22 protein-coding genes are annotated in these 21,556 nt (G+C 63.3%); 17 read left to right on the forward strand and 5 right to left on the reverse strand.

The annotated features are described in order from the left end of the window. Window positions 1–14 precede the first annotated feature (14 nt). Both M8523_RS09340 and M8523_RS09345 read right to left on the reverse strand, forming a co-directional pair. Entirely contained in the window at window positions 15–1,790 is a 1,776-nt protein-coding gene (locus M8523_RS09340) for a sensor histidine kinase (RefSeq protein WP_345894236.1), read from the reverse strand. Window positions 1,791–1,910: 120 nt separating this feature from the next. Continuing rightward, the gene (locus M8523_RS09345) at window positions 1,911–2,606 is read right to left on the reverse strand and encodes a response regulator transcription factor (protein WP_282584592.1); all 696 of its coding nucleotides are present in this window, start codon (window positions 2,604–2,606) and stop codon (window positions 1,911–1,913) included. A gap of 290 nt (window positions 2,607–2,896) precedes the next feature. On the opposite strand from M8523_RS09345, the gene M8523_RS09350 reads away from it, so the two are divergent. Beyond that, complete coding sequence (locus M8523_RS09350; RefSeq protein WP_282584593.1) at window positions 2,897–3,676, forward strand: ABC transporter ATP-binding protein; 780 nt, start codon at window positions 2,897–2,899, stop codon at window positions 3,674–3,676. Between the two features lie 7 nt (window positions 3,677–3,683). Next, entirely contained in the window at window positions 3,684–4,424 is a 741-nt protein-coding gene (locus M8523_RS09355) for a HugZ family pyridoxamine 5'-phosphate oxidase (protein WP_282584594.1), read from the forward strand. Window positions 4,425–4,452: 28 nt separating this feature from the next. Here M8523_RS09355 and M8523_RS09360 read toward each other — a convergent pair whose 3' ends face one another. After that, window positions 4,453–5,190, reverse strand: a complete 738-nt coding sequence (locus M8523_RS09360; RefSeq protein WP_282584595.1) for a GntR family transcriptional regulator — start codon at window positions 5,188–5,190, stop codon at window positions 4,453–4,455. Between the two features lie 223 nt (window positions 5,191–5,413). Here M8523_RS09360 and M8523_RS09365 point away from each other — a divergent pair, with 223 nt between their 5' ends. The 5 genes from M8523_RS09365 (at window position 5,414) to M8523_RS09385 (ending at window position 10,244) form a co-directional block, all read left to right on the forward strand. After that, complete coding sequence (locus M8523_RS09365) at window positions 5,414–6,409, forward strand: ABC transporter ATP-binding protein (RefSeq protein WP_282584596.1); 996 nt, start codon at window positions 5,414–5,416, stop codon at window positions 6,407–6,409. Window positions 6,410–6,444: 35 nt separating this feature from the next. Continuing rightward, entirely contained in the window at window positions 6,445–7,734 is a 1,290-nt protein-coding gene (locus tag M8523_RS09370; protein WP_282584597.1) for an ABC transporter substrate-binding protein, read from the forward strand. A gap of 278 nt (window positions 7,735–8,012) precedes the next feature. Further along, window positions 8,013–8,852: an ABC transporter permease gene (locus M8523_RS09375; RefSeq protein WP_282584824.1), complete on the forward strand. Its 840-nt coding sequence runs from the start codon at window positions 8,013–8,015 to the stop codon at window positions 8,850–8,852. A gap of 1 nt (window position 8,853) precedes the next feature. Next, a complete protein-coding gene (locus M8523_RS09380) occupies window positions 8,854–9,744 on the forward strand; it encodes an ABC transporter permease (protein WP_282584598.1) in 891 nt (296 codons plus the stop codon). Between the two features lie 47 nt (window positions 9,745–9,791). Then, window positions 9,792–10,244: a GNAT family N-acetyltransferase gene (locus M8523_RS09385; protein WP_282584599.1), complete on the forward strand. Its 453-nt coding sequence runs from the start codon at window positions 9,792–9,794 to the stop codon at window positions 10,242–10,244. Here M8523_RS09385 and M8523_RS09390 read toward each other — a convergent pair. Both M8523_RS09390 and M8523_RS09395 read right to left on the reverse strand, forming a co-directional pair. Further along, complete coding sequence (locus tag M8523_RS09390; RefSeq protein WP_282584600.1) at window positions 10,241–11,077, reverse strand: shikimate dehydrogenase; 837 nt, start codon at window positions 11,075–11,077, stop codon at window positions 10,241–10,243. The two genes, M8523_RS09385 and M8523_RS09390, sit on opposite strands and share 4 nt — an antisense overlap. Continuing rightward, window positions 11,074–11,658: a Uma2 family endonuclease gene (locus tag M8523_RS09395; protein ID WP_282584601.1), complete on the reverse strand. Its 585-nt coding sequence runs from the start codon at window positions 11,656–11,658 to the stop codon at window positions 11,074–11,076. Before M8523_RS09395 ends, M8523_RS09390 begins: the two co-directional genes overlap by 4 nt. Before the next feature lie 106 nt (window positions 11,659–11,764). Between M8523_RS09395 and ruvB the strand changes: the two genes are divergently transcribed. The 10 genes from ruvB to tilS all read left to right on the forward strand — a co-directional run bounded on the left by ruvB (window position 11,765) and on the right by tilS (window position 21,529). Then, window positions 11,765–12,814, forward strand: coding sequence for a Holliday junction branch migration DNA helicase RuvB (ruvB, locus tag M8523_RS09400; RefSeq protein WP_282584602.1), 1,050 nt, complete (start codon window positions 11,765–11,767; stop codon window positions 12,812–12,814). Continuing rightward, window positions 12,807–13,250, forward strand: coding sequence for a tol-pal system-associated acyl-CoA thioesterase (ybgC, locus tag M8523_RS09405; protein WP_282584603.1), 444 nt, complete (start codon window positions 12,807–12,809; stop codon window positions 13,248–13,250). The genes ruvB and ybgC overlap by 8 nt, the downstream gene beginning before the upstream one ends. Before the next feature lie 149 nt (window positions 13,251–13,399). Next, a complete protein-coding gene (gene tolQ / locus M8523_RS09410) occupies window positions 13,400–14,122 on the forward strand; it encodes a protein TolQ (protein WP_282584604.1) in 723 nt (240 codons plus the stop codon). Window positions 14,123–14,155: 33 nt separating this feature from the next. Then, entirely contained in the window at window positions 14,156–14,602 is a 447-nt protein-coding gene (gene tolR, locus M8523_RS09415; RefSeq protein ID WP_282584605.1) for a protein TolR, read from the forward strand. A 13-nt stretch (window positions 14,603–14,615) separates the two neighbouring features. After that, on the forward strand, window positions 14,616–15,797 hold the full coding sequence (tolA, locus tag M8523_RS09420; protein ID WP_282584606.1) for a cell envelope integrity protein TolA: 1,182 nt from the start codon (window positions 14,616–14,618) through the stop codon (window positions 15,795–15,797). Between the two features lie 56 nt (window positions 15,798–15,853). Then, the gene (gene tolB, locus M8523_RS09425; protein ID WP_282584607.1) at window positions 15,854–17,179 is read left to right on the forward strand and encodes a Tol-Pal system beta propeller repeat protein TolB; all 1,326 of its coding nucleotides are present in this window, start codon (window positions 15,854–15,856) and stop codon (window positions 17,177–17,179) included. A gap of 116 nt (window positions 17,180–17,295) precedes the next feature. Then, window positions 17,296–18,522 (forward strand): class I SAM-dependent methyltransferase, encoded by a 1,227-nt coding sequence (locus M8523_RS09430; RefSeq protein WP_282584608.1) that lies wholly within the window; start codon window positions 17,296–17,298, stop codon window positions 18,520–18,522. A 256-nt stretch (window positions 18,523–18,778) separates the two neighbouring features. Next, complete coding sequence (gene pal / locus M8523_RS09435) at window positions 18,779–19,297, forward strand: peptidoglycan-associated lipoprotein Pal (protein ID WP_282584609.1); 519 nt, start codon at window positions 18,779–18,781, stop codon at window positions 19,295–19,297. A gap of 84 nt (window positions 19,298–19,381) precedes the next feature. Continuing rightward, window positions 19,382–20,503, forward strand: a complete 1,122-nt coding sequence (gene ybgF, locus M8523_RS09440) for a tol-pal system protein YbgF (RefSeq protein ID WP_282584610.1) — start codon at window positions 19,382–19,384, stop codon at window positions 20,501–20,503. A gap of 3 nt (window positions 20,504–20,506) precedes the next feature. Beyond that, entirely contained in the window at window positions 20,507–21,529 is a 1,023-nt protein-coding gene (gene tilS, locus M8523_RS09445) for a tRNA lysidine(34) synthetase TilS (RefSeq protein ID WP_282584611.1), read from the forward strand. Window positions 21,530–21,556 lie beyond the last annotated feature (27 nt).

Here is a 21,556-nt window from a genome sequence, read left to right on the forward strand (position 1 = left end):
ATCACCTGGGTGGCTCACTTCACGGGTGCCGCCGGAAGCCAGAGCGTGAAGCGGGCCCCGGAGACCTCAATCGAACGCTCCTCTTCGGCATCGCTTTCGTCGCGATCCTCAGCCGTCGGCAAGGTCCGATTTTCGGCCCAGATGACGCCCCCATGGGCCTCCATGATCTGCCGCGAAATCGAAAGACCGAGTCCGGAATTCTGCCCGAATCCATGGTTCGGACGATCCGTGTAGAAGCGCTCGAAGATGCGTTCTAGTGCGTCGGCGGGGATGCCCGGGCCATCATCATCCACCACGATCTCGACCCCGGGCTCCTCGTCATCGTCGCGCAGCGGATTGGCCGCGTGGCGAAGGGCCACCCGGACCACGCCCTCCTCCGGCGAAAACGATCGCGCGTTGTCGATCAGGTTGTTCAGCACCTGGCCGAGCCGCGAATCGTGGCCCTCGACGACATATCCGACCTGCTCGGACTCGCTGTCCCGATCATCGGGCACGATGTCCAGCGTCACCGTCACGTCGCCACGCCGCGATACGCCGTTCGCGACCTCGACCACAGCGGTCGCGAGCGCCGCCAGATCGACCAGCTTTTGGCCTCCCCGCGCCAGTTCGGCATCGAGCCGGGAAGCGTCGGAAATGTCGCTGATCAGCCGATCGAGGCGGCGGACGTCGTGGTTGATAATGGTGAACAGCCGCGCGCGGGACTCGTCGTTTTTGATCCTGGGCAGCGTTTCCACAGCGCTCCGCAGGGAGGTCAGCGGGTTCTTCAACTCGTGCGCCACATCGGCGGCAAAGCTCTCGATGGCCTCCATGCGGGTGTAGAGTGCATGGGTCATGTCCCGCAACGCACCGGACAAATGGCCGATCTCGTCGGAACGGCTCGTGAAATCGGGAATTTCCTGCCGGGAATTCACGCCCCGACGCACCCTCTCGGCTGCCTCGGCAAGGCGGCGCATCGGCCCCGCGATCGTGCCGGCGAGGAACAGAGACAGGAGGAAGGTGACGCTCGCCGCCACCAGGAACACCCGCACCATGGCCCAACGTTCGGAGGCAATCAGAAGATCGATGTCACCGCCCTGGGTCGACAACAGCAGAGCGCCCCGAACGCTATGCGACCGCGTGATCGGGACCGCAACCGAGATGATCGTCTCGCCGCGCGGGTTGATACGCACGATCGACTGCGACCCTCCGCCGAGTGCCGTGGCGACTTCGGGGAAGACCCTGGCGCCGAAGAGAGGACGATCGTCGGAAACCGTCGTGTCGGGCGCGGCAAACCGAGGTTTCAGGGCGGTCCAGAACCGCTCCAACGCATTGCCCGCGTCGGCGGGCTCACTGTGCGGACTACGGTTTAAGCCGGCCGTGGGCAACGACATCGCCCGCGTATCGAGCAACAGATCAGCGTCGAGGTCATACACCCGAGCCCTCGTTCGCGTCGGCGAAACGAGGCGGCGCAGCACCGGACCGATCCGGTCAGGGTTGATGGAGAATTCAAGGGCCGAATTCTCGTCGTCGTTCGGAACGGCGGACTGGCCCGGCGCGAGTTGCAGCAGCTTTTCGGGATCGACCGTCAACGCATCGGTCTGGACCGTCGCCGAGGCCGCGATCGCAGCCGCGATGATCTCGCCCTGCGCCTGCAGGCTCTGCACCCTGGCATCGATCAGGCCCTCACGGAACTGATTCACATAGAGGAACAGCAGCAGTAGGACGAGCAAGCCGCCGAGATTGAGAACGACGATCCGGCGCGTCAGCGACGACGACAAGCGCAGGCCAAGGATTCGAATTGACCGCTTCAAGCGAACGGACCAGCTGCGTCGACGCGTCCGGTGACGAGTCGACGGAGAGCGGGCCAAACCGCGTTTGACGATGCGCGTGCTCACAGGGGTCACCCAGCCCTCAGGCCAGGGTCATGGCGCTCATTCCTTGAAGCGATATCCCACGCCATACAGGGTCTCGATCATCTCAAATTCATCGTCCACGACCTTGAACTTCTTACGCAATCTCTTGATGTGACTGTCGATCGTTCGATCATCGACATAGACCTGGTCGTCATAGGCGGCATCCATCAAGGCATTTCGGCTCTTGACCACGCCGGGGCGGGTCGCGAGTGCCTGAAGGATCAGAAATTCGGTGACGGTCAACGTCACGGCCTCGTTCTTCCAGGTGCAGGTGTGGCGTTCGGGGTCCATCTTCAGGTTGCCACGCTCAAGGAGCTTGGCTTCGGATTCCTTCTGGGCCGCCGCCTCCTTCGGATTGGCGCGGCGGAGGATCGCCTTGACGCGCTCGACGAGCAGTCGCTGGGAAAAAGGCTTTCGAATGAAATCGTCGGCGCCCATCTTGAGCCCGAACAATTCGTCGATCTCGTCGTCCTTCGAGGTCAGAAAGATCACCGGGAGATCCGATTTCTGCCGAAGGCGGCGCAGCAGCTCCATGCCGTCCATCCGGGGCATCTTGATATCGAATATCGCGAGATCTGGCGGGCTCGCCTTGAGACCCTCGAGCGCCGCCGCCCCGTCGGTATAGACCTGGACCCGATAGCCTTCGGCTTCGAGGGAGAGCGAGACGGAAGTGAGGATATTGCGGTCGTCGTCGACGAGAGCGATGGCAGGCATTACGCGCCCCTTCTCAAGGTGTCCGACAGATCCTTGCCGGCTCCGAAATGCAGCAGATGTTATCGGCTCAGCGCATCCCGAAGGCCGTGACCTGTCGTTTCCAACTTCCGAGGCGAACCGCCGGACATCGGAAGGTGGGGCTTATATAAGGGCAAGTGTGGCGAAATACGAGCAGACGCACCGGGACAGGTTCATTCTTCGTCGAGGAACCTCATCTTCAGGCTTGCCGGACCGGCCGCATCGGGGGATGTTGAGAGCAGGGCGTCCCTACCGCGCCGCCGGAGAGTGCCGTGAGCGAGCAACCCATCGCGCTGAGCGTGAAAGGCATCGAGAAGCGCTTCGGCGCCTTGGAGGTTCTGAAAGGGATCTCGCTCGACGCCCGCAAGGGCGACGTGATCTCCATTCTCGGCGCCAGCGGATCGGGCAAAAGCACGTTTCTGCGGTGTATCAACCTGCTCGAAACACCCGATGCGGGCGAGGTCAGCCTCGGCGGTGAAACAATCCGCATGCGTAAAAAGCGGGACGGAACCGCGGCCCCGGCCGACACCGCTCAGGTCGACCGGCTCAGAAGCCGCCTCGGCATGGTGTTTCAGAGCTTCAATCTCTGGTCGCATATGACGGTTCTCGAGAACGTCATCGAAGCACCCGTTCACGTCCAGAGACGGCCCAAGAGCGAGTGCGTCGCCGAGGCCGAGGCATTGCTGGCCAAGGTCGGTATCGCTGAAAAGCGTCATTTCTACCCGTCGCATCTCTCCGGCGGCCAACAGCAACGCGCCGCGATCGCGCGGGCGCTCGCCATGCGACCGGAGGTGATGCTGTTTGACGAGCCGACCTCGGCGCTCGACCCGGAACTCGTCGGCGAGGTGCTGCGTGTCATGCGCGCCTTGGCCGAGGAAGGCCGCACCATGTTGGTCGTCACGCACGAGATGGGCTTTGCCCGCAATGTGTCGAACCGCGTCATCTTCGTCGAAGCCGGACGCATCGAAGCGGATGGGCCGCCGAGCGAACTCTTCGGCTCCTCCACATCGGAACGCTTTCGCGCATTCATCGGATCGACCCAACATCACTGAACCCACCATGGACGAAGCCGAATCACAGGAAGCCGCCCTCCTGGCCGAGGCGAAACGGTTGATCCGCACGATCCGGGCCGCAACTCTGGCGACGCTCACGCCGGAAGGCACTCCGTTCGCCAGTCTGACGGCGGTCGCGACGATGCCCGATGGGAGCATGATCCTGCTCCTGTCCCAACTTGCGGCGCATACGCGGCAGCTCGATGCCGACGGGCGCTGCTCCATCCTTCTCGCCCAGGCGGGCCGCGGCGACCCCCTTGCTCACCCTCGCTTGACCCTTGTGGGCGAAGCGGCGCGTTTCGACCCCTCGCAGAGGCCGGAAGCACGTCGCCGCTTTCTCAGTCGGAACCCCAAGTCAGAGCTTTATGCCGATTTCCCGGATTTCGCGTTTTGGCACTGCGTCCCTCAAGCAGCGCATCTGAACGGCGGCTTCGGGCGGGCCGCCATCTACGCGGGCGACGCGGTCCTGACCCGGACAGAGGGATGCGAGGCCCTGATCATGCATGAAGAGGGCGCGGTCGCGCATATGAATGCGGACCATCGCGATGCCCTGAAGCTTTACGCGACGCGACTGTTGCGGCTCCCGGATCGTGATTGGCGTTTGAGCGGCCTCGATCCCGAGGGGATGGATCTCGTCTCGGGCGATCTTACAGGCCGCCTCGTTTTTCCGCAGCCCGTGACTTCGGGAGGCGAGTTGCGGCAGTTGCTCGTGACGCTCGCCGCAGAGGCCCGCGCGGCGGCGGACTGACGTTCGCTTGGGCGTCGTCCTGGCGGCCTCAGTCCGCTCCGGATGAGGCACGCAGAATATCGGAGAGCGGTCGCGCTTCGGGCGGCTGCTGGACCAAGTCGAGATCCGCCTCGATGTGATCGAGGTGGCGGATCATGGTCGCGGTCGCCAGCGCGGGATCGCGGTTTCGGAGGATGTCGATCAGCCCGGCATGCTCGGCATCGCCACATTCGGAATGGGCGGAGTGGCCGTAGAGGGCAATCACGAGCGACGAGCGCGCCACGAGTTCACTCAGGAACTCATGGAGCACCGGCTGCTTCGCCATGCGGGCGATCGCGAGATGGAACTCGCCGGACATGCGGATCGCCCGACCGCGGTCCTGCGTGTCGAGCGCGTCGCGACCCCGTTTTACCAAGGCTTCAAGCGTCGCGATGTCGGCCGCCGTCACACGAAGCGCGGCCCGAGACACTGTGGCGGCTTCAATGATGCGGCGCGCCTCGAAGAGCGCGCGGGCATCCTCGACGGTGGGGCGGGCAACGGCCGCTCCCTTGTTCCGCGTCAGCACGACCACGCCGTCCCGGGCGAGGGATTGCAATGCGGCCCGCACCAGTGTGCGGCTCGCGCCGAAGATTCCGCCGAGTTGGTCCTCGGAGAGGCGGGTCCCCGGCATCAGCCTTTGCTCGGCGATCGCGGTCTGGATCGCGCGGCAGATCGTGGTCACACGGTTGGAGGGCCGCTTACCGCGATCGGGTGAGCGCTCGGGCGCCAGCGACTCCAGAACATCCATCCCGACCTTGCTCACTCACCCCGGCGTTTGTCGTGACTCCCCAGCAAAGCCCGTGCCCATCTTCCCGCGACGATGATCGTATACAATCCAGCCCTCTAATTGGGCACAGTTGCCGCTCTTTCGGGCTGCGGGCCGCGTGATTGGGCCTCACGGACCGAGATGAACGAGGCATCAATTTGGCACGGGCGTTGCTTCGCTGCTTCCATTCACCGGAGGCAGCCTCGTGCGGCAAGCGGATCTCGAACTCGTTCACCTGACCAAGCGCTACGGCAACACAACGGCTGTCGACGCGATCGACCTGAAGATTCCGGCGAATTCCTATTGCTGCCTGCTCGGTCCGTCGGGTTGCGGCAAGACCTCGACACTCCGGATGATCGCCGGGCATGAATCGGCAACCGTGGGCGACATCGTATTCGGCTCGGCCAATGTCACCAACCTGCCGCCAGCGAAGCGCGGCACCGCGATGATGTTCCAGAGCTATGCTTTGTTTCCCCATCTCAGCTGCGTCGACAACGTGTCGTTCTCTCTCAAGATGCGTGGGGTCGACAAGGCAACGCGGCAGGCGCGAGCCCGTCAGCTGTTGAAGCTCGTGGCGATGGATCAATATGGCGACCGACTGCCGGCACAGCTCTCCGGCGGCCAGCAGCAGCGCATCGCCCTCGCTCGCGCCCTCATCACCGAACCGCAGATCGTCCTGCTCGACGAGCCGCTGTCGGCCCTCGACCCGTTCCTGCGCATCAAGATGCGCATGGAGCTGCGTCGCCTGCAGCAGCAGCTCGGTATCATCTTCGTCCATGTCACGCACAGCCAGGACGAAGCGATGGCGCTCGCCGACCTGATCGTGATCATGAACAACGGCAAGATCGAACAGGCCGGGGCACCGCGCGACGTTTTCAACCATCCGAACACAGCCTTCGTGGCGCGCTTCATCGGCGGCCACAATGTGATCCCGACCGTCAACGGGCCGATCGCGGTGCGGGCCGACCGCCTCCTCCTCCGACGGCCGCAGCCGGGCACCAATGGGCTGATCGATGGCGTTGTCCGGTCGGTCGAGTATCAGGGCACCTATGTGCAGCTGGCCATCGAAGACGGGGATGGGCGCGAGATCACCGCGACGACCGACGAGACCACGTTTGACCAGACTCCGTTCAACCCGGGCGACCCGATCGCGATCTCCTGGGGCGAGCGCGATGTACACCACCTCAGTCAGGCAGCCTGATTGATCGCTGCTCAACATTGTTAAAGAGGAACACCATGAAGAAGATTGATGAAACCTCGGGACTGTCCCGCCGCTCGTTGCTGAAAACCGCCGGCGCCGCAGCCGGTGCCCTGGCGGGCGCCGGAACCATCACGGGCTTCCCGGCCGTCCATTCGCAGGAAAACAAGACCCTGCGCTATCTCGGCACGGCCGTGAACCAGTCGGCCGACATCGCCAAGAAGGTCAAGGAAGACACTGGCATCACGATCGAATACGTGGCCGTCACGACCGACGACGTGACGAAGCGGGTCATCACGCAACCGAATTCCTATGACCTTGTCGACACCGAATATTTCTCGCTCAAAAAGCTCGTGCCGTCGGGCAACCTGCTGGCGATGGACGCCAAGAAGATCAAGCTTTTCGACCAGATCACGCCCATTTTCACCAAGGGCGAGTTGCCGAACGGCAAGAAGATCGGCGACCAGGGCACGGCACCCAAGAAGGTGATGTTCCTCGAGGGACAGCACTCGACCAAATTCTCGAAGACGCCGACCGAATGGGCGACGCTGATCCCGACGGTCTACAATGCCGACACACTCGGCATCCGGCCGGACCTCATCAAGCGCCCGATCACCTCCTGGGCCGAACTCCTCAATCCGGAGTTCAAGGGTAAGGCCGCGCTGCTCAACATCCCGTCGATCGGCATCATGGATTGCGCCATGGTCGTCGAGGCCACCGGCAAGCACAAATACGCCGACAAAGGCAACATGACGAAGGCCGAGATCGACCTGACCATGAAGGTCATGACCGAAGCGAAGCAGGCCGGCCAATTTCGCGCTTTCTGGAAGGATTTCAACGAGAGCGTGAATCTCATGTCCTCCGGCGAAACCGTCATCCAGTCCATGTGGTCGCCCGCCGTCACGGCGGTTCGATCCAAGGGCATCGCCTGCACGTTCCAGCCCCTCAAGGAAGGCTATCGTTCCTGGGCGTCGGGTTTTGCCGTGTCGAAGGGCGTCAGCGGACCGAAGCAGGAACTCGCCTACGAGTTCGTGAACTGGTTCCTGTCCGGCTGGGCCGGCGCCTACCTCAATCGCCAAGGCTATTACTCGGCCGTGCTGTCGACCGCCAAGGCCAATATGGAGCCCTACGAATGGGCCTATTGGATGGAAGGCAAGCCTGCCGAAAAGGACATCAAGGCGCCGGACGGCACCTTGCTGGAAAAGGCCGGCGCCAGCCGCGACGGCGGATCCTATGAAGACCGCATGGGCGGCGTCGCCTGTTGGAACTCGATCATGGACGAGAACGACTACATGGTCCGCAAATGGAACGAGTTCATCGCGGCCTGATGCATGAACTTCCTTCTCCCGCCCCGGCGGGAGAAGACGACCCTTGCGTCAGCAAGGGTCGGATGAGGGGCGGCACGGCGCTGAGGTGACCCTCATCCGCCCTGCCGGGCACCTTTTCCCGTCCCAGGGGAAAGGAAACCTGAGGGCTCTCCGTGACCACGACCGACTCGATACCGACACCCAGGAACCCGGCCGCCGCCGCGATCGCATCCGACCCGACGCTCAGTCGGGAGGATGCCTCGCCACTCGGACGCGTTCTGCCGGGTTGGGTCCAGGCCATGCCGTTCGGATTGGTGTTCCTCGCGTTCTTCGTCGTTCCGCTCATCCTCGTCGTCGTGGTCAGCTTCTTCGACTACAACGACTACGAGACCATCCCGAGCTTCACGACGCGCTCCTATGTCGAAAATTTCGAGGGCTGCGTCAGCCAGCTTCCCGATGTCTGCACCATCCTGAAGACCTATGGCTCGACCCTGAAATTCTGTTTTCTGGTCTGGGCCTTGACCCTCGTAATCGGCTTCACGATCGCGTATTTCCTGGCGTTCCACGTGCGGTCCGTCACCGTCCAGATGACCCTGGCCCTCGTCTGCACCATTCCGTTCTGGACCTCGAACGTGATCCGCATGATCTCGTGGATCCCGCTGCTCGGGCGCAATGGGCTGATCAATCAGATGCTGGTCGGCGGCCACGTCGTCAGCCAGCCCGTCGAGTGGCTGCTCTACTCGCAATTCTCCGTGGTTTTGGCGTTCGTGCACCTGTTCACCTTCTTCATGGTGATTCCGATCTTCAATTCGATGGCCCGGATCGACAAACGGCTGATCGAAGCCGCCTATGACGCCGGAGCGAACGGATGGCAGACGCTGTGGAACGTCATCATCCCGCTGGCGAAACCCGGCATCGTGATCGGGTCGATTTTCGTCGTGACCATCGTGATGGGTGACTTCATCACCGTGGGGGTCATGGGTGGCGAGCAAGTGGCCTCCGCCGGCAAGGTGATCGAGACGCGCCTCAACGCGCTGCAATTCCCGCCGGCCGCCGCCAACGCGGTGCTGCTCCTCGTCGTGACGCTCGGCATCATCACGCTGCTGACCCGTGTGGTCGACATCCGAAAGGAACTTTAGGATGCGGGAAGGTCGCTCTCTCGGCTTCTATCTGCTGGCGGCTTTTTTCGCCGCCTATGTGTTGTTCCTCTATGGGCCGATGATCGTCATCTTCCTGCTGTCGTTTCAGGGGCCGACGGGCGGGTTGACCTTTCCGATGGCGGGGTTCTCGCTCCACTGGTTCGGCAAGCTGTGGGAAGGTGGCGGCATCGTCGACATCGGCGCGGCTTTCCGGCGCTCGCTCGCGCTCGGCCTCACCGTGATGGTCGTCACAGTGGTGTTCTCGGTTCTGGCGGGGCTTGGCTTCCGCAAGAAGTTCCGTGGCCAGGGGCTATTGTTCTATACCGCGATCGCCAGCCTCATCGTCCCATCGATCATCACCTCGCTCGGCATCGCGCTGATGTTTCGGGAACTCGACGATTTCGTCAAAGCCTACGGGCCCGCGTGGCTGACGGATGGCTATACGACCTCGATGGGCCTGTTCACCTCGGGTCTCGGCGCCCATCTGACCTGGACGCTACCGTTCGGACTGTTGATCATGTTCGCCATTTTCAACCGGTTCGACGCGCGATTGGAGGAAGCGGCGCGCGATCTCGGGGCGTCGCCCTGGCAGACGTTCCGCTACGTCGTCGCGCCCATCATCCTGCCTTCGCTCATCGGGGTCGCGCTGTTCGGCTTCACCCTGTCCTGGGACGAGATCGCCCGTTCAAGCCAGGCCATCGGCTCCTACAACACGCTTCCCATGGAACTCCAGGCACTGACCACAACCGTCACGACGCCGCAGATCTACGCCCTCGGCACCACCACGACGGCCGTCTCGTTCATGGTCATCTCGGTGGCGCTGCTCGGCATCATGTATTCGCGCGCCCGACAGGCGCGAAAGGGATCCGATGCCGGCAAGGGACTGGTGTAACGGCGCCCTCTCCGGCATGGTACGTGGCCATGCCGTCGACAGAATCCATGCCTGCTCCCGCCCTCACCATTCGGCCGCCCGGCCAGAACGATCGCGACGCATGGGAAAAGCTCTGGAAAGGCTATCAAACCTTCTACGAGGTTGACCTTCCTCCGGCCGTGACCGCCGAGACTTGGCGACGCATCCACGATCCCACGGAACCCGTCTGGGCGGCGCTCGCCTGGTCAGGCGATCTTGCGGTTGGCCTCGTGCACTGGCTGTTCCATCGCTCGACCTGGATGATCGAGGACTATTGCTACCTGCAGGACCTTTTCGTCGCGCCAGAGATCCGGGGCGGTGGGGTCGGGAGGCGCCTCATCGCGCATGTGCACGACGCGGCGCTGGGTGGCGGTGCCGGCCGCCTCTACTGGCTGACCCATGAGACCAACACGCAGGCCATGACGCTCTACGACGCGATCGGCAGCAAGAGCGGCTTCCTTCAATACCGCATGCCGCTTTAGCGCCTGGCGAGATCGGCTTCGAGCGTGGCGCGCAGGGCCGGCGTCACTTCGGGGACGCGTCCGAACCAGCGCGCGAACCCCGGTACGGCCTGGTGCATCAGCATGCCGAGACCGCCGACCGCCGGGTGGCAGCCCGCACGCGCCTGACGCAGCAGGTCGGTTTCAAGCGGCGCATAGACGATGTCGCAGACCGTGGAGCCCGGCTTCAGGCCCGCGAGGTCGAGCACCAGGGGCGGCTTGCCGGTCATGCCCAAAGCCGTCGTGTTCACGAGGAGGTCCGTATCGGACAACAAGCCCGGCAATGCGTCGAGGTCGTGCACCGAGGGTAACCGGGCGAAGCTTTGCGACAGCGCTTCGGCGGTTCCGCGCGACCGGTTGACGAGCCAAACGTCCAGGCCGCGCTGCAGCAATCCGTACACGATGGCCCGCGCGGCGCCCCCTGCCCCTATCACAGTGGCAACCCTAGCCTCCTCATCCCAGCCAGGCGCCTCCTGGTCGAGTGCGGATAAGAACCCGATGGCATCCGTGTTGCCGCCCCAGAGTCGATCCCCCTCGAACCAGAGCGTATTGACAGCCCCGATCGTCCGCGCGGCATCATCCAACTCGTCGACGAGCGCCAGCACCCCCGTCTTGTGCGGCACCGTGACGTTCCCGCCGACGAACCCTGCCTGCCGCAGGCCGGAGACGAACTCCGCAAGGCGCTCCGGTGCCACCTCCACCCGCTCATATGAGCCAGGCAGACCAAGAGTTTCCAGCCAGTGGCCATGCAGCAGGGGCGAACGGGAATGGGTGATCGGCTGACCGATCACGAAAGCGCGGGGCGTGGCGGTCACGTGGTGAGGACGTCCTGATAGATTTCGCTGAGGGGCAGGGAAACATCGAGCGCCGGCAGGTCAAGCACGGCCTCAAGTCCTTCGAGCGTTCGCAGGCTGGCCCAGGCTTCGCCCGCTCGATCAAAGACGTCTATGGCCGAGCGATCACGTTCCACGAGAACGTAATGCTGCAGAGAGCCCAGCCGCTGGTAGACGCCCCATTTTTCAACACGGTCGCGCGCCGCACTCCCTCGGGACACAACTTCGATCAGTACCACCGGGTTATCAACTGATGTAGCGCCAGCTGGAAGTGCCCCACAATGCACCATGATATCTGGCAATGTGGCACTCTCGACCGTTTTGTTCTTCATGCAGAATGTCTCGAGGAACACACGGCAGGGACTATTCTGAGCGCGGAGCCTCTGGCGAAGACCGAATGCAAGGTTCTGGGCGATGATGTTGTGCTCCCACCGAGCCCCGACCATCATCTTCACGACCCGGCCGCCGATCAGTTCCCAGCGCTCGTCGCGCGGTCTGTCGGCCAAGAGTTCCTCGAAGTCGTCGAGATCCATCACGTCGAACTGATCCGTCAGATGGGACATGGTTCCTCTCTATCGTGGCTCCCGCTGCACGAACCGGGGACGTCGCGCTCTTGCATTCATGCAAAAACAATAGCACAGGCGCAAAGGCCCCGCGAAGGATCCCCGATTGTCGAAGCCACCCCGCCGCCTGACCACGCCCGAGAAACGCGACGACGATCACGACTTGTCGCTGCGTCCCCTCGTGCTCGGCGATTTCGTGGGCCAGGAGGCCGCGCGCAAGAATCTGAAGACCTTCGTCGAAGCCGCCAAAACGCGCGGCGAGGCGCTCGATCACGTGCTGTTCGTCGGCCCCCCAGGGTTGGGCAAGACCACCCTGGCCCAGATCGTGGCCCGCGAACTCGGCGTGAATTTCCGCTCGACCTCCGGCCCCGTGATCGCCAAAGCGGGCGACCTCGCGGCGCAATTGACGGCTCTCGAAGAGCGGGACGTGCTCTTCATCGACGAGATCCACCGATTGAACCCGGCGGTCGAGGAAATCCTCTATCCGGCCATGGAGGATTTCCAGCTCGACCTCATCATCGGTCAAGGGCCGGCTGCGCGTTCGGTCAAGATCGATCTCGCCAAATTCACTCTCGTGGGCGCCACCACGCGCGCAGGCCTGCTGACAACGCCCCTGCGCGACCGCTTCGGGATCCCGATCCGTCTTAATTTCTACACGGTGCCGGAGCTCCAGCACATCGTGTCGCGCGGCGCGCGCGTGCTCGGCGTCGGAATGTCGGACGATGGCGCCAACGAGATCGCCAAGCGGGCCCGCGGCACCCCGCGCATCGCCGGCCGCCTGCTGCGCCGGGTGCGCGATTTCGCCATCGTCGACGAGGAGCCCACCATCACGCGCGCAATCGCGGATCGCGCCCTCAAATTGCTCGAAGTGGACAGCATCGGCCTCGACCAGATGGACCGTCGCTACCTCGACGCGATCGCCCTGTCGTTTGGCGGCGGTCCGGTCGGGATCGAGACGATGGCGGCCGCGCTGTCCGAGCCGCGCGACGCGATCGAGGATATCATCGAGCCCTATCTGATCCAGATTGGCTTCCTGCAGCGTACCCCGCGAGGTCGCCTGCTGACACCGCACGCGTTTCGGCATCTCGGCCTGGCGCTCCCGTCGAGGCCCGATGCCGGTCAACTCGGCATGTTCGAGAACTCGGCCGATGACTGAGGCGCCACATCGACTCCCGGTGCGGATCTACTATGAGGACACGGATTTTTCCGGCGTCGTCTACCACGCGAACTATCTCCGCTTCATGGAGCGGGGCCGGACGGAGTTCCTGCGCACCCTCGGGGTCGATCAGGCGCAACTTACGGACGAGTCCGGGCAACCTCTCGCCTTCGTGGTGCGCCAGATGACGGTGGATTTCCTGAGACCGGCCCGCATGGACGACCAAGTGATCGTCGAAACGCTGCTAGGCGCTCAGGCCGGCGCGTCGCTCGTGCTCGATCAACGGATTCTCCGTGCCGATGAGATCCTGATCACCGCGGCCGTCAAGGTCGCTCTGGTGGGCGGAGGTCGCGCTCGGCGGTTTCCGCCAGCCCTTGCAGCAAAAATCTCTGCCCGGACCGCATCACCAAGCATGGCCGAAATCGCGTTAAAATGAGGCGTTAACGCGATCTTAAGGTTGACACTTGCTTAATGGCCACAGATGGGAGAACGATCGCGCCTGCTGCCAGCCCAACAATCGTCGGATTTGGGCGACAGGACACGCGACGCTGAACCCCGCGTCCGGCTTGCAAGGACCCTGACCGCATGAATCCCGCTGATGCCGCAGGCGCGGTGACCGAAGTCTCGATCATGAGCATGTTCTGGAATGCTCATCTCGTGGTGAAGATCGTGATGATCGGCCTGCTCAGTTCATCCGTCTGGTGCTGGGCGATCATCATCAACAAGACCATGCTGTTTGCCAAGACCCGGAAGGCGATGGACCGCTTCGAGCAGGTCTTCTGGTCCGGCCAGTCGCTGGAGGAACTCTACCAGACGTCGTCGCAGAAGCCGACGATCGGCATGGCGTCCTGCTTCGTCGCCGCGATGCGCGAATGGAAACGATCCTTCCAGAATGTCGGCGCCTCCTTCATGGGGCTCCATGCCCGGCTCGAAAAGGTTCTCGACGTGTCGATCGCGCGCGAGGTCGAAAAGCTTGAATCCGGCCTTCTCGTGCTGGCCACCGTCGCCTCCACGGCGCCCTTCGTCGGCCTGTTCGGCACGGTTTGGGGCATCATGTCGTCCTTCCGTTCCATCGCGGCATCGAAGAATACCTCCCTCGCGGTCATCGCACCCGGATTGGCCGAAGCCTTGTTCGCCACGGCCATCGGCCTCTTCGCGGCTATCCCGGCGCTTGTCTTCTTCAACAATCTTCAGGGCATGGTGGCACGCTTCCAGGCTCGCATGGAAAGCTTCGCCGACGAATTCTCATCCATCCTGTCCCGCCAGATCGACCAGCATGTCGGCGGCGAACGGGATCGCGCGGCCTGAGGGGCTGCCGCAGACGCGCCGGGAGACGTTCACATGGGTATGTCGGCCGGAGTAGGCGGCAAGGGCGGGCGGCGCAAGCGCGGCGTTCCGCGTTACGGGGCGATGGCCGATATCAACATGACGCCGTTCATCGACGTGATGCTGGTTCTTCTCATCATCTTCATGGTCGCCGCACCACTGCTCGCGAGCGGCGTGCAGATCGACCTGCCGAAAACCTCGGCGGCGGCCCTCAACGTCGACCAGAAGCCGCTGAGCGTTGCCATCGACGAGAAGGGCGACGTGTTCGTGAACGATCAGGCGGCACCCACCGACGGGCTGGCCAATCAACTGTCGAGCCTTTCCAAGGAAGGTTTCGATGAGCGCATCTACGTCCGCGCGGCCAAGACAGTGAATTACGGGCGGGTCGCCGAGGTCATGTCGATCATCACGTCAGCCGGCTTCAAGAAAGTCGCTCTCGTGACCGAAAACGACAAGCAGTGAAAACGAGGCCGCTTTGAAGCTGAAGCTTTCGGAGCCGGGCTACGTCGTTTCAGGCGGCGTGCATCTTCTTGCCCTGCTGATGCTGATCGTCACCTTCACGAAGCCGGAACAGTTCGACCCGATGCAGGAGACCGTGCCGATCGAGACGATCAGCGACTCGGATTTCAACAAGGTGATGCAGGGCGACAAGAGCGCTTCGGCGGTACGGCCGGAAGCCCTGCCGAAAGTCGACAAGGTCGATCCGAGTCCCGAAGCGACACCGACGCCGCCGACACCTGACGCGCAGAAAACCGTGCCGACGCCACCACCACCGCCCGCACCGGAACCCGTCACGCAAGAGCAGCCACCGACGCCCCCCACACCACCTCCACCTCCGGTCGCTGAGACACAGCCGACGCCACCGGCGCCGACGCCCCCCACCCCGCCGTCGCGCCCTGCGCCGGCGCCCGCCCCCGTTGTGCCGACGCCGCCGGAACGGGTCGATGCGGATGCGGAACCCGTTCAGGCAAAGCCGCTTCCCCCCGAACCGCCACGCCCGCCAGAGCGCGTGGCCGAGGCGAAACCGACCCCACCGGTAAAGCCGCACCCGACCCCAAAGCCTCCGAAGGTGGTGCCGAAGCCTGATCAACTGGCCAAGCTGCTCGATCAGGAACCGGCCGACCAACCCGCCGAGAAGCCGGTGCCCAAAGCGCCGACCAAGATGGCTCGCACGCCTGCGCCCCCGACTGCGGCACAAACCGACGAGCAGTCCCATACATTCGACCTCACGGACATCTCGCGCTTGCTCAGTCATGATGCCCCGGCCCAGAAGGCCGCGACCGGCCGCGAACAGAGCAAACTCGCCTCGCTGGGCTCGGCGACCGCCCATGCCGACAGGATGGCTCCCTCGCTCTGGGGCCAACTCGACGGCCTGATGGAAGAGCAATACCGGCAGTGTTGGAGCTATCTCGGCCTGAGCCCGGGCCAGAAATACGTGCCGCAGATTCGGGTGACCTATGATGAGAGCGGCGGCCTCGCCAGCGATCCCGTGCTGGTGAATCCGCCGAGCGATCCCACCCTGCGCAACCTCGCCGAAAGCGCGCTGCGTGCGGTCCGGCGCTGCAATCCGCTGCGGATCCCGTCCCAATATGCCCCCTACTACGACGAGTGGAAGGGACGCGTCTTGCGGTTCGATCCGCAAGAAATGGCGGGTTGACCGCTCACGCCCTCCGCACCTTCCGTTCCCGACCTCCGCCCGTTCCAGGACTGATCATGCAGCCCCTTCTTTCCCGACGCGCCGCTCTCGCGACCGTGCCCGCCCTGGCCTTGGGATGGGGCATCTCCAGGGCCCTGCCGGCCGGCGCGCAGGAGCGCTACCTGGACATTCGCCCCGGCAGTGCCTTCCGGCCAATCACCATCGCGGTCACGAATTTCGGCGGCGACGCCGAACAGGGCGCCAAGCTGTCGGGAGTCATCGGCAACGACTTCAAACGCTCGACCTTCCTCCAGCCGACCGATCCGTCCACCTTCCCGGAGCAGAATGTGGACCCGGATGCGCCGAACCTCGCCGCCTGGAAAGCCACGAACGCGCAATTCGTTCTGACCGGCAAAAGTACGCGAGCGGGCGATGGCAAGTTGAACACCGAGTTTCGCTTGTGGGACCTTGCGGCCGGCGCTCAAATTGCCGGACAGCAATATGCGACGGAGGCCTCCAATGCGCGCCGAGTCGCACACATCGTGGCCGACGCCGTATTTACCAGAGTCACGGGCGAGAAGGGCTTTTTCGATTCGCGCGTGGTCTTCGTCGACGAGACTGGCAGCGCCGAGAAGCGCAAGAAGCGCCTCGCCATCATGGACCAGGACGGGTTCAACACAAAATATCTGACGCGCGGCGAGGATCTGGTTGTCACGCCCCGCTTTGCGCCCTCTGGGCAGGAAGTCGCCTACATGTCGTTCGGCCAGGACGAGCCGAAGGTCTTCATCCTCAATTTCGAGACGGGTCAGCGCGAGTCTGTCGGCAACTTTCCCGGCATGACCTTCGCGCCTCGCTTCTCGCCGGACGGACAACGCCTGGCCATGTCGCTGGCGCAAGGCGCCGCCTCAAACATCTACGCTCTCAATCTTGGTAGCAAAGGACAGACGCAACTCACGAATTCGAACGCGATCGACACCTCTCCCTGCTACTCGCCCGACGGCTCACAGATGGTCTTCGAAAGTGACCGCGGCGGGACGCAGCAGATCTATGTTATGAGTGCTTCGGGTGGTGAGGCGCGCCGGATCTCGTTTGCGGAAGGGCGCTATTCAACGCCGGTCTGGTCTCCCAAAGGCGATCTCATCGCCTTCACGCGCCAGAAATCTTCGAGCTTCGCGATCGGCGTCATGAAACCGGACGGTTCAGGCGAACGCGTGCTGACGGAAGGCTTCCATAACGAGGGCCCGACATGGGCTCCGAACGGCCTCTATGTCATGTTCTTCCGCGATCCCGGCGGCAACGCGGGTTCGAAGATCTATATGGTCGACATTTTCGGACGTGGCGAATTCCTGGTTCCGACGCCGTCCTTTGCATCCGACCCAAACTGGGGGCCGCTGCAGGGGTAAATGAAGGTACGATGATTTTCTGACGTCAAGGGGGTAAAATAGGTCCGCGCCTCTTGACGACCCCGTCACACGGGCGTCAGAATTTGGCAAAAGCGTAGCTGCGTGCGGCCTTTGTCATGTGGAAAAAAAGACTTCGAGACCTGATCAAGATCGGTCGTCTCCGCCTCATTGCCCCCAATGGGGATTTGGTGGAGTTGGGCGGGACCCCCTATCTCTCCCATCATCGCCAGCTCGAGGTGACTGTTCGGCTGCATGGCTCTCTGACCCCCTTCAAACTCATGTTGGATCCCCACCGCTACCTCGGGGAATCCTACATGAACGGGGATCTGACGATCGAGCGGGGCGATCTCTGGGACTTTATCGAGCTGATCGGCTACAATTTCGAGGAGCCTCGCCCGGATATCACGAATGGCTTCGCGGCCCTTGCGAACAGCGTCCTCCGGCGAATACAGCAGCACAACGACTTAACGGCTTCACGCCGCAACGTGGCGCACCACTACGATCTTTCGGAAGATTTCTATCGGCTCTTTCTCGACGCCGACATGCAATATTCCTGCGCTTACTTCAGATCGCCGAACGCCTCCATCGAGGAAGCCCAAACTGCCAAGAAGGAACATATCGCGGCGAAGCTACTGCTGGCGCCGGGCATGCGGGTTCTCGACATCGGCTGCGGCTGGGGCGGCATGGCGTTGTTCCTTGCCCGCACCCATCAGGTACGTGTCGTGGGCATCACGCTCTCGACAGAACAGCTGGCAGTGGCGAGGGCACGGGCTATGGGCCTGGAGGACCGGGTCAGCTTCGAGCTCATGGATTATCGCAAGGTCGAAGGCTCGTTCGATCGCATCGTCTCAGTCGGCATGTTCGAACATGTTGGGATCCCCCAATACGCCCAATACTTTCAAACGATGACAGAGCGTCTCGCGCCTGATGGTGTTGCTCTCGTGCACTCGATCGGCCGTATGCGGGGACCGTCGCGCACGTCAGGATTCATCCGCAAATTTATTTTCCCTGGTGGCTACGTTCCGGCTTTGTCTGAAGTTCTTCCGACGATTGAACGCAGCGGCTTGTGGCTCACGGACCTCGAAGTGCTCCGGATCCACTATGCGGAGACACTCCGGCTCTGGCGAGAACGGTTCATGGCCAATCGCCATCGCCTGCCGCCGCAATACGACGAGAAGTTCTGCCGGATGTGGGAGTTCTATCTCGCGTCGAGCGAAATGAGCTTTCGCTTCAACGGGTTCATGGTCTTTCAACTGCAATTGTCCCGCTCCGTGAACGCGGTGCCGCTGACGCGTGATTATATGACGACCCAGGAGCATCTTATGGCGACGGCCGCTGAATAAGGCCGGGGCTCAAGTCGATCGCTTATGAACGCGACGCACCATAGTAGCGCGCGGCGAAAGAGGAATCCGGCGATATGTTGTGTTTTTACAACACATCTGCCGCACTCAGGCCATCAACAAACACTTAACCATATGGCGGCGTCAGGTGGCGCCGACGTGTCTGTCACGCCTGCAACAAGGTTGACAGAACCTTCGCTTAACCATCGGCAGTCTAATGAGAAGGCCTGATCGGTCGCGGTTGGATGGGATTTTTGCGATGCAGCCTTTCACCTCTTTGCGCCTGTTGAAGTTCGCCGCTCTTCTCTCGGCCGGGCTGGCGCTCACGGCTTGCGCCAAAAACGGCATCGAAGACGCGGCGCTGGGTGGCGGCGGTCTCGGCACCGGTTCTGGTGCCGGAATGGCGACGCCCGGAAGCGTGCAGGATTTCGCCGTCAACGTCGGCGATCGCGTGTTCTTCGAATCGGACCAGACCACGCTCAGCCAGACCGCCCAGGCAACGCTGGACAAGCAGGCCGTGTGGCTGGCGCGTTACGGCAATTATGCCTTCACGATCGAGGGGCATGCCGACGAGCGCGGCACACGCGAGTATAACTTCGCGCTCGGCTCACGCCGCGCGGATGCCGTCAAGGAATACCTCGTCGCCAAGGGGATTCCGGCTGCGCGCATGCACACGATCTCGTACGGCAAGGAACGGCCCGTCGCGACCTGCAACGATATCTCATGCTGGTCGCAGAACCGTCGCGCCGTCACCGTATTGAACGGCGGTCAGTCCTAAGAGCACGATCTCCGCGAGACATCACAATTTGGCCGAAAACGGTCGGTCTTTCGGGCGGCTCCTCTATCGCTGAGATAAAACGGTATGCGCGTCCCGGTCACCTTGATGTTCAGCGCTGTTCTGTGTGTCTCAGCGCTTGTTTCGGGTGCGCAGGCAGGCGAACAGGTCCGAGCCACCCACCCGATCGTCCTGGCGCAAGCTGACGACGATCAGGGTATGGCGCCGGACCCGCAATCGAGCGCCGCCGGCTTGACGGTCCGCATGGACCGGCTGGAAGGGACGATTCGCTCGCTGACCGGTCAAATCGAGGAATTGCAGTTCCAGAACCGGAAACTGACGGACGATCTGCGCAAGATGCAGCAGGATGTCGACTTCAGGTTCCAGGACCTTAGCCGTCCTGGCGGAGCAGGATCTGCCGCGCCCCGACCTGTCAAGAAGACGGAAGCCGACCCGGCCCTCGATGGCGCCGCAGGAATGCCCCTGGACGCCAGCGGAGTCACTCCGACCACGCCCGCGTCCGGCCCAAGTGTCACGGGCCCGAAGCTGGCTCGCCGCACCGGCGATGCGTTCGATCCGTCGTCCGACCCGACCGCGCCCGGCGCTCCGCGCCCACTCGGTTCGACCGCACCGAGTTCACCCCTGAACGGTTCTGAGACCGGGACGCCCCCGGCACGCATCGTCGATGCGACCCCGAACGCACCGCTCGACCTCATGCGGCGGACGCCCGGCGACACCGTCTCGCCGGCCTTGCCCACCACGGACAGCGTCGTGGTTCCGCGTCCGGCCGTACCGAGTCCTGGACAGGTCGCGAGCCTCGTCCCGGGCGGCACGCGCGACGAGTACAACAGCGATCTGGATCTCTATAAGCAAGGTCAATACGATAGCGCGGCGACGGGCCTAAAAGGCTTCATCGACAAATATCCGCGCGACCGGCTGGTGCCCGATGCCGTGTACCTGCTCGGCGAAACCTATTCACGGCTCGGACGGCATCGCGAAGCCGCGGAGCAATATCTTCGGCTCTCGACCGACTTCAGCAAGGCTCCCCGCGCGCCGGACGCGCTTTTGCGATTGGGCATGTCGCTGAACGCCATGGGGGTGAAGGAGCAGGCCTGCGCAACCTATGAAGAGGTCACACGCCGCTACCCGGCCGCTTCGGCCGACGTGCGCGCGAGCGTCGACCGTGAGATGAAACGAGCCCGCTGCTGAGTCGTGCCGGACAGCCTCGGGCCGGTCACAACCCAAAGCTTCGACTTGCCACGGCTGTTTCGCCATCTCGCTCAGGCCAATGGCGTCGTGCTCGCTGTCTCAGGAGGTCCGGATTCGACGGCCCTCATGCATCTTGCAGCCGCGTGGCACCTCACCTCTCGCGTCCCCCTCTATGTGGCCACGGTCGATCACGGCCTACGCGCAGAAGCGGCGGCAGAGACTGAGGCCGTCCAGGCTGCGGCAGGAGGGCTTGGGCTTCCCTTCCATCTGTTGCGCTGGCACGGCGACAAGCCTCGCCGCGCGATCCAGGAAAAAGCCCGGGACGCACGCCACGATCTGCTCTTCGGACTGGCGGCCGACGTGGGTGCCTCGCATGTCGCGACCGCGCATACGCTGGACGATCAGGCCGAAACACTGCTGTTCCGGCTCGCGCGCGGATCCGGTCTGCGCGGCCTTTGCGGGATCCGACCGGTGTCGTCCCGCAATGGACTCATGCTGGTCCGCCCGTTGCTCAACCTGCGTAAAGAGACGCTCGTCTCGCTCTGCATAGGCAACAACTGGCCTTTCCTTCAGGATCCCTCCAACGTGGATCCACGCTTCGCGCGAGCACGCTGGCGACGATTGACCCCGCAGCTTGCGGCGGAGGGGCTGACGCCGGAACGCCTGGGTGCGCTCGCGGAGCGGCTCGCGCGGGCGGAGGCCGCGCTCGAGAGTGCGGCCGATCATCTCGCCCGACGCTGCGCCGCAGAGGCTTCGCCGGACCAACGCAGGTTTCAGGCGGCCGACCTGTTCGCCGAACCCGACGAACTCGTGCTTCGCGTGATCGAGGACGCTCTGACCACTTTGGTCGCATCAACCCCAGTGCGGCTCGATCGCCTTGAAGCTCTGGTTCTCGTGCTTCGCGACAGCGCGGCTCGGGGAATGCCGCTGCGCCGCACCTTGCATCATTGCACTGTCGTCCTCGACCGCCACTTGGTGCTGACGATCCAGCCAGAAGGTTTGCGCAAACGCGGCGCAACAGCATAGGCCGCTGAATCGCGTCCTTTCACGGCT

Source organism: Lichenifustis flavocetrariae, from assembly GCF_026130545.1.
Classification (GTDB): domain Bacteria; phylum Pseudomonadota; class Alphaproteobacteria; order Rhizobiales; family Beijerinckiaceae; genus Lichenihabitans; species Lichenihabitans flavocetrariae.

Bases quoted from the DNA above. Each gene is read 5' to 3' on its own strand.
- M8523_RS09345 (WP_282584592.1), bottom strand. From the start codon at position 2,606: ATGCCTGCCATCGCTCTCGTCGACGACGACCGCAATATCCTCACTTCC.
- M8523_RS09395 (WP_282584601.1), bottom strand. From the start codon at position 11,658: ATGTCCCATCTGACGGATCAGTTCGACGTGATGGATCTCGACGACTTC.
- tolQ (WP_282584604.1), top strand. From the start codon at position 13,400: ATGAATCCCGCTGATGCCGCAGGCGCGGTGACCGAAGTCTCGATCATG.
- M8523_RS09430 (WP_282584608.1), top strand. From the start codon at position 17,296: ATGTGGAAAAAAAGACTTCGAGACCTGATCAAGATCGGTCGTCTCCGC.
- ybgC (WP_282584603.1), top strand. From the start codon at position 12,807: ATGACTGAGGCGCCACATCGACTCCCGGTGCGGATCTACTATGAGGAC.
- M8523_RS09385 (WP_282584599.1), top strand. From the start codon at position 9,792: ATGCCTGCTCCCGCCCTCACCATTCGGCCGCCCGGCCAGAACGATCGC.
- M8523_RS09355 (WP_282584594.1), top strand. From the start codon at position 3,684: ATGGACGAAGCCGAATCACAGGAAGCCGCCCTCCTGGCCGAGGCGAAA.
- M8523_RS09380 (WP_282584598.1), top strand. From the start codon at position 8,854: ATGCGGGAAGGTCGCTCTCTCGGCTTCTATCTGCTGGCGGCTTTTTTC.
- M8523_RS09360 (WP_282584595.1), bottom strand. From the start codon at position 5,190: ATGGATGTTCTGGAGTCGCTGGCGCCCGAGCGCTCACCCGATCGCGGT.
- tolR (WP_282584605.1), top strand. From the start codon at position 14,156: ATGGGTATGTCGGCCGGAGTAGGCGGCAAGGGCGGGCGGCGCAAGCGC.
- M8523_RS09370 (WP_282584597.1), top strand. From the start codon at position 6,445: ATGAAGAAGATTGATGAAACCTCGGGACTGTCCCGCCGCTCGTTGCTG.
- pal (WP_282584609.1), top strand. From the start codon at position 18,779: ATGCAGCCTTTCACCTCTTTGCGCCTGTTGAAGTTCGCCGCTCTTCTC.
- M8523_RS09375 (WP_282584824.1), top strand. From the start codon at position 8,013: ATGCCGTTCGGATTGGTGTTCCTCGCGTTCTTCGTCGTTCCGCTCATC.
- tolB (WP_282584607.1), top strand. From the start codon at position 15,854: ATGCAGCCCCTTCTTTCCCGACGCGCCGCTCTCGCGACCGTGCCCGCC.
- ybgF (WP_282584610.1), top strand. From the start codon at position 19,382: ATGCGCGTCCCGGTCACCTTGATGTTCAGCGCTGTTCTGTGTGTCTCA.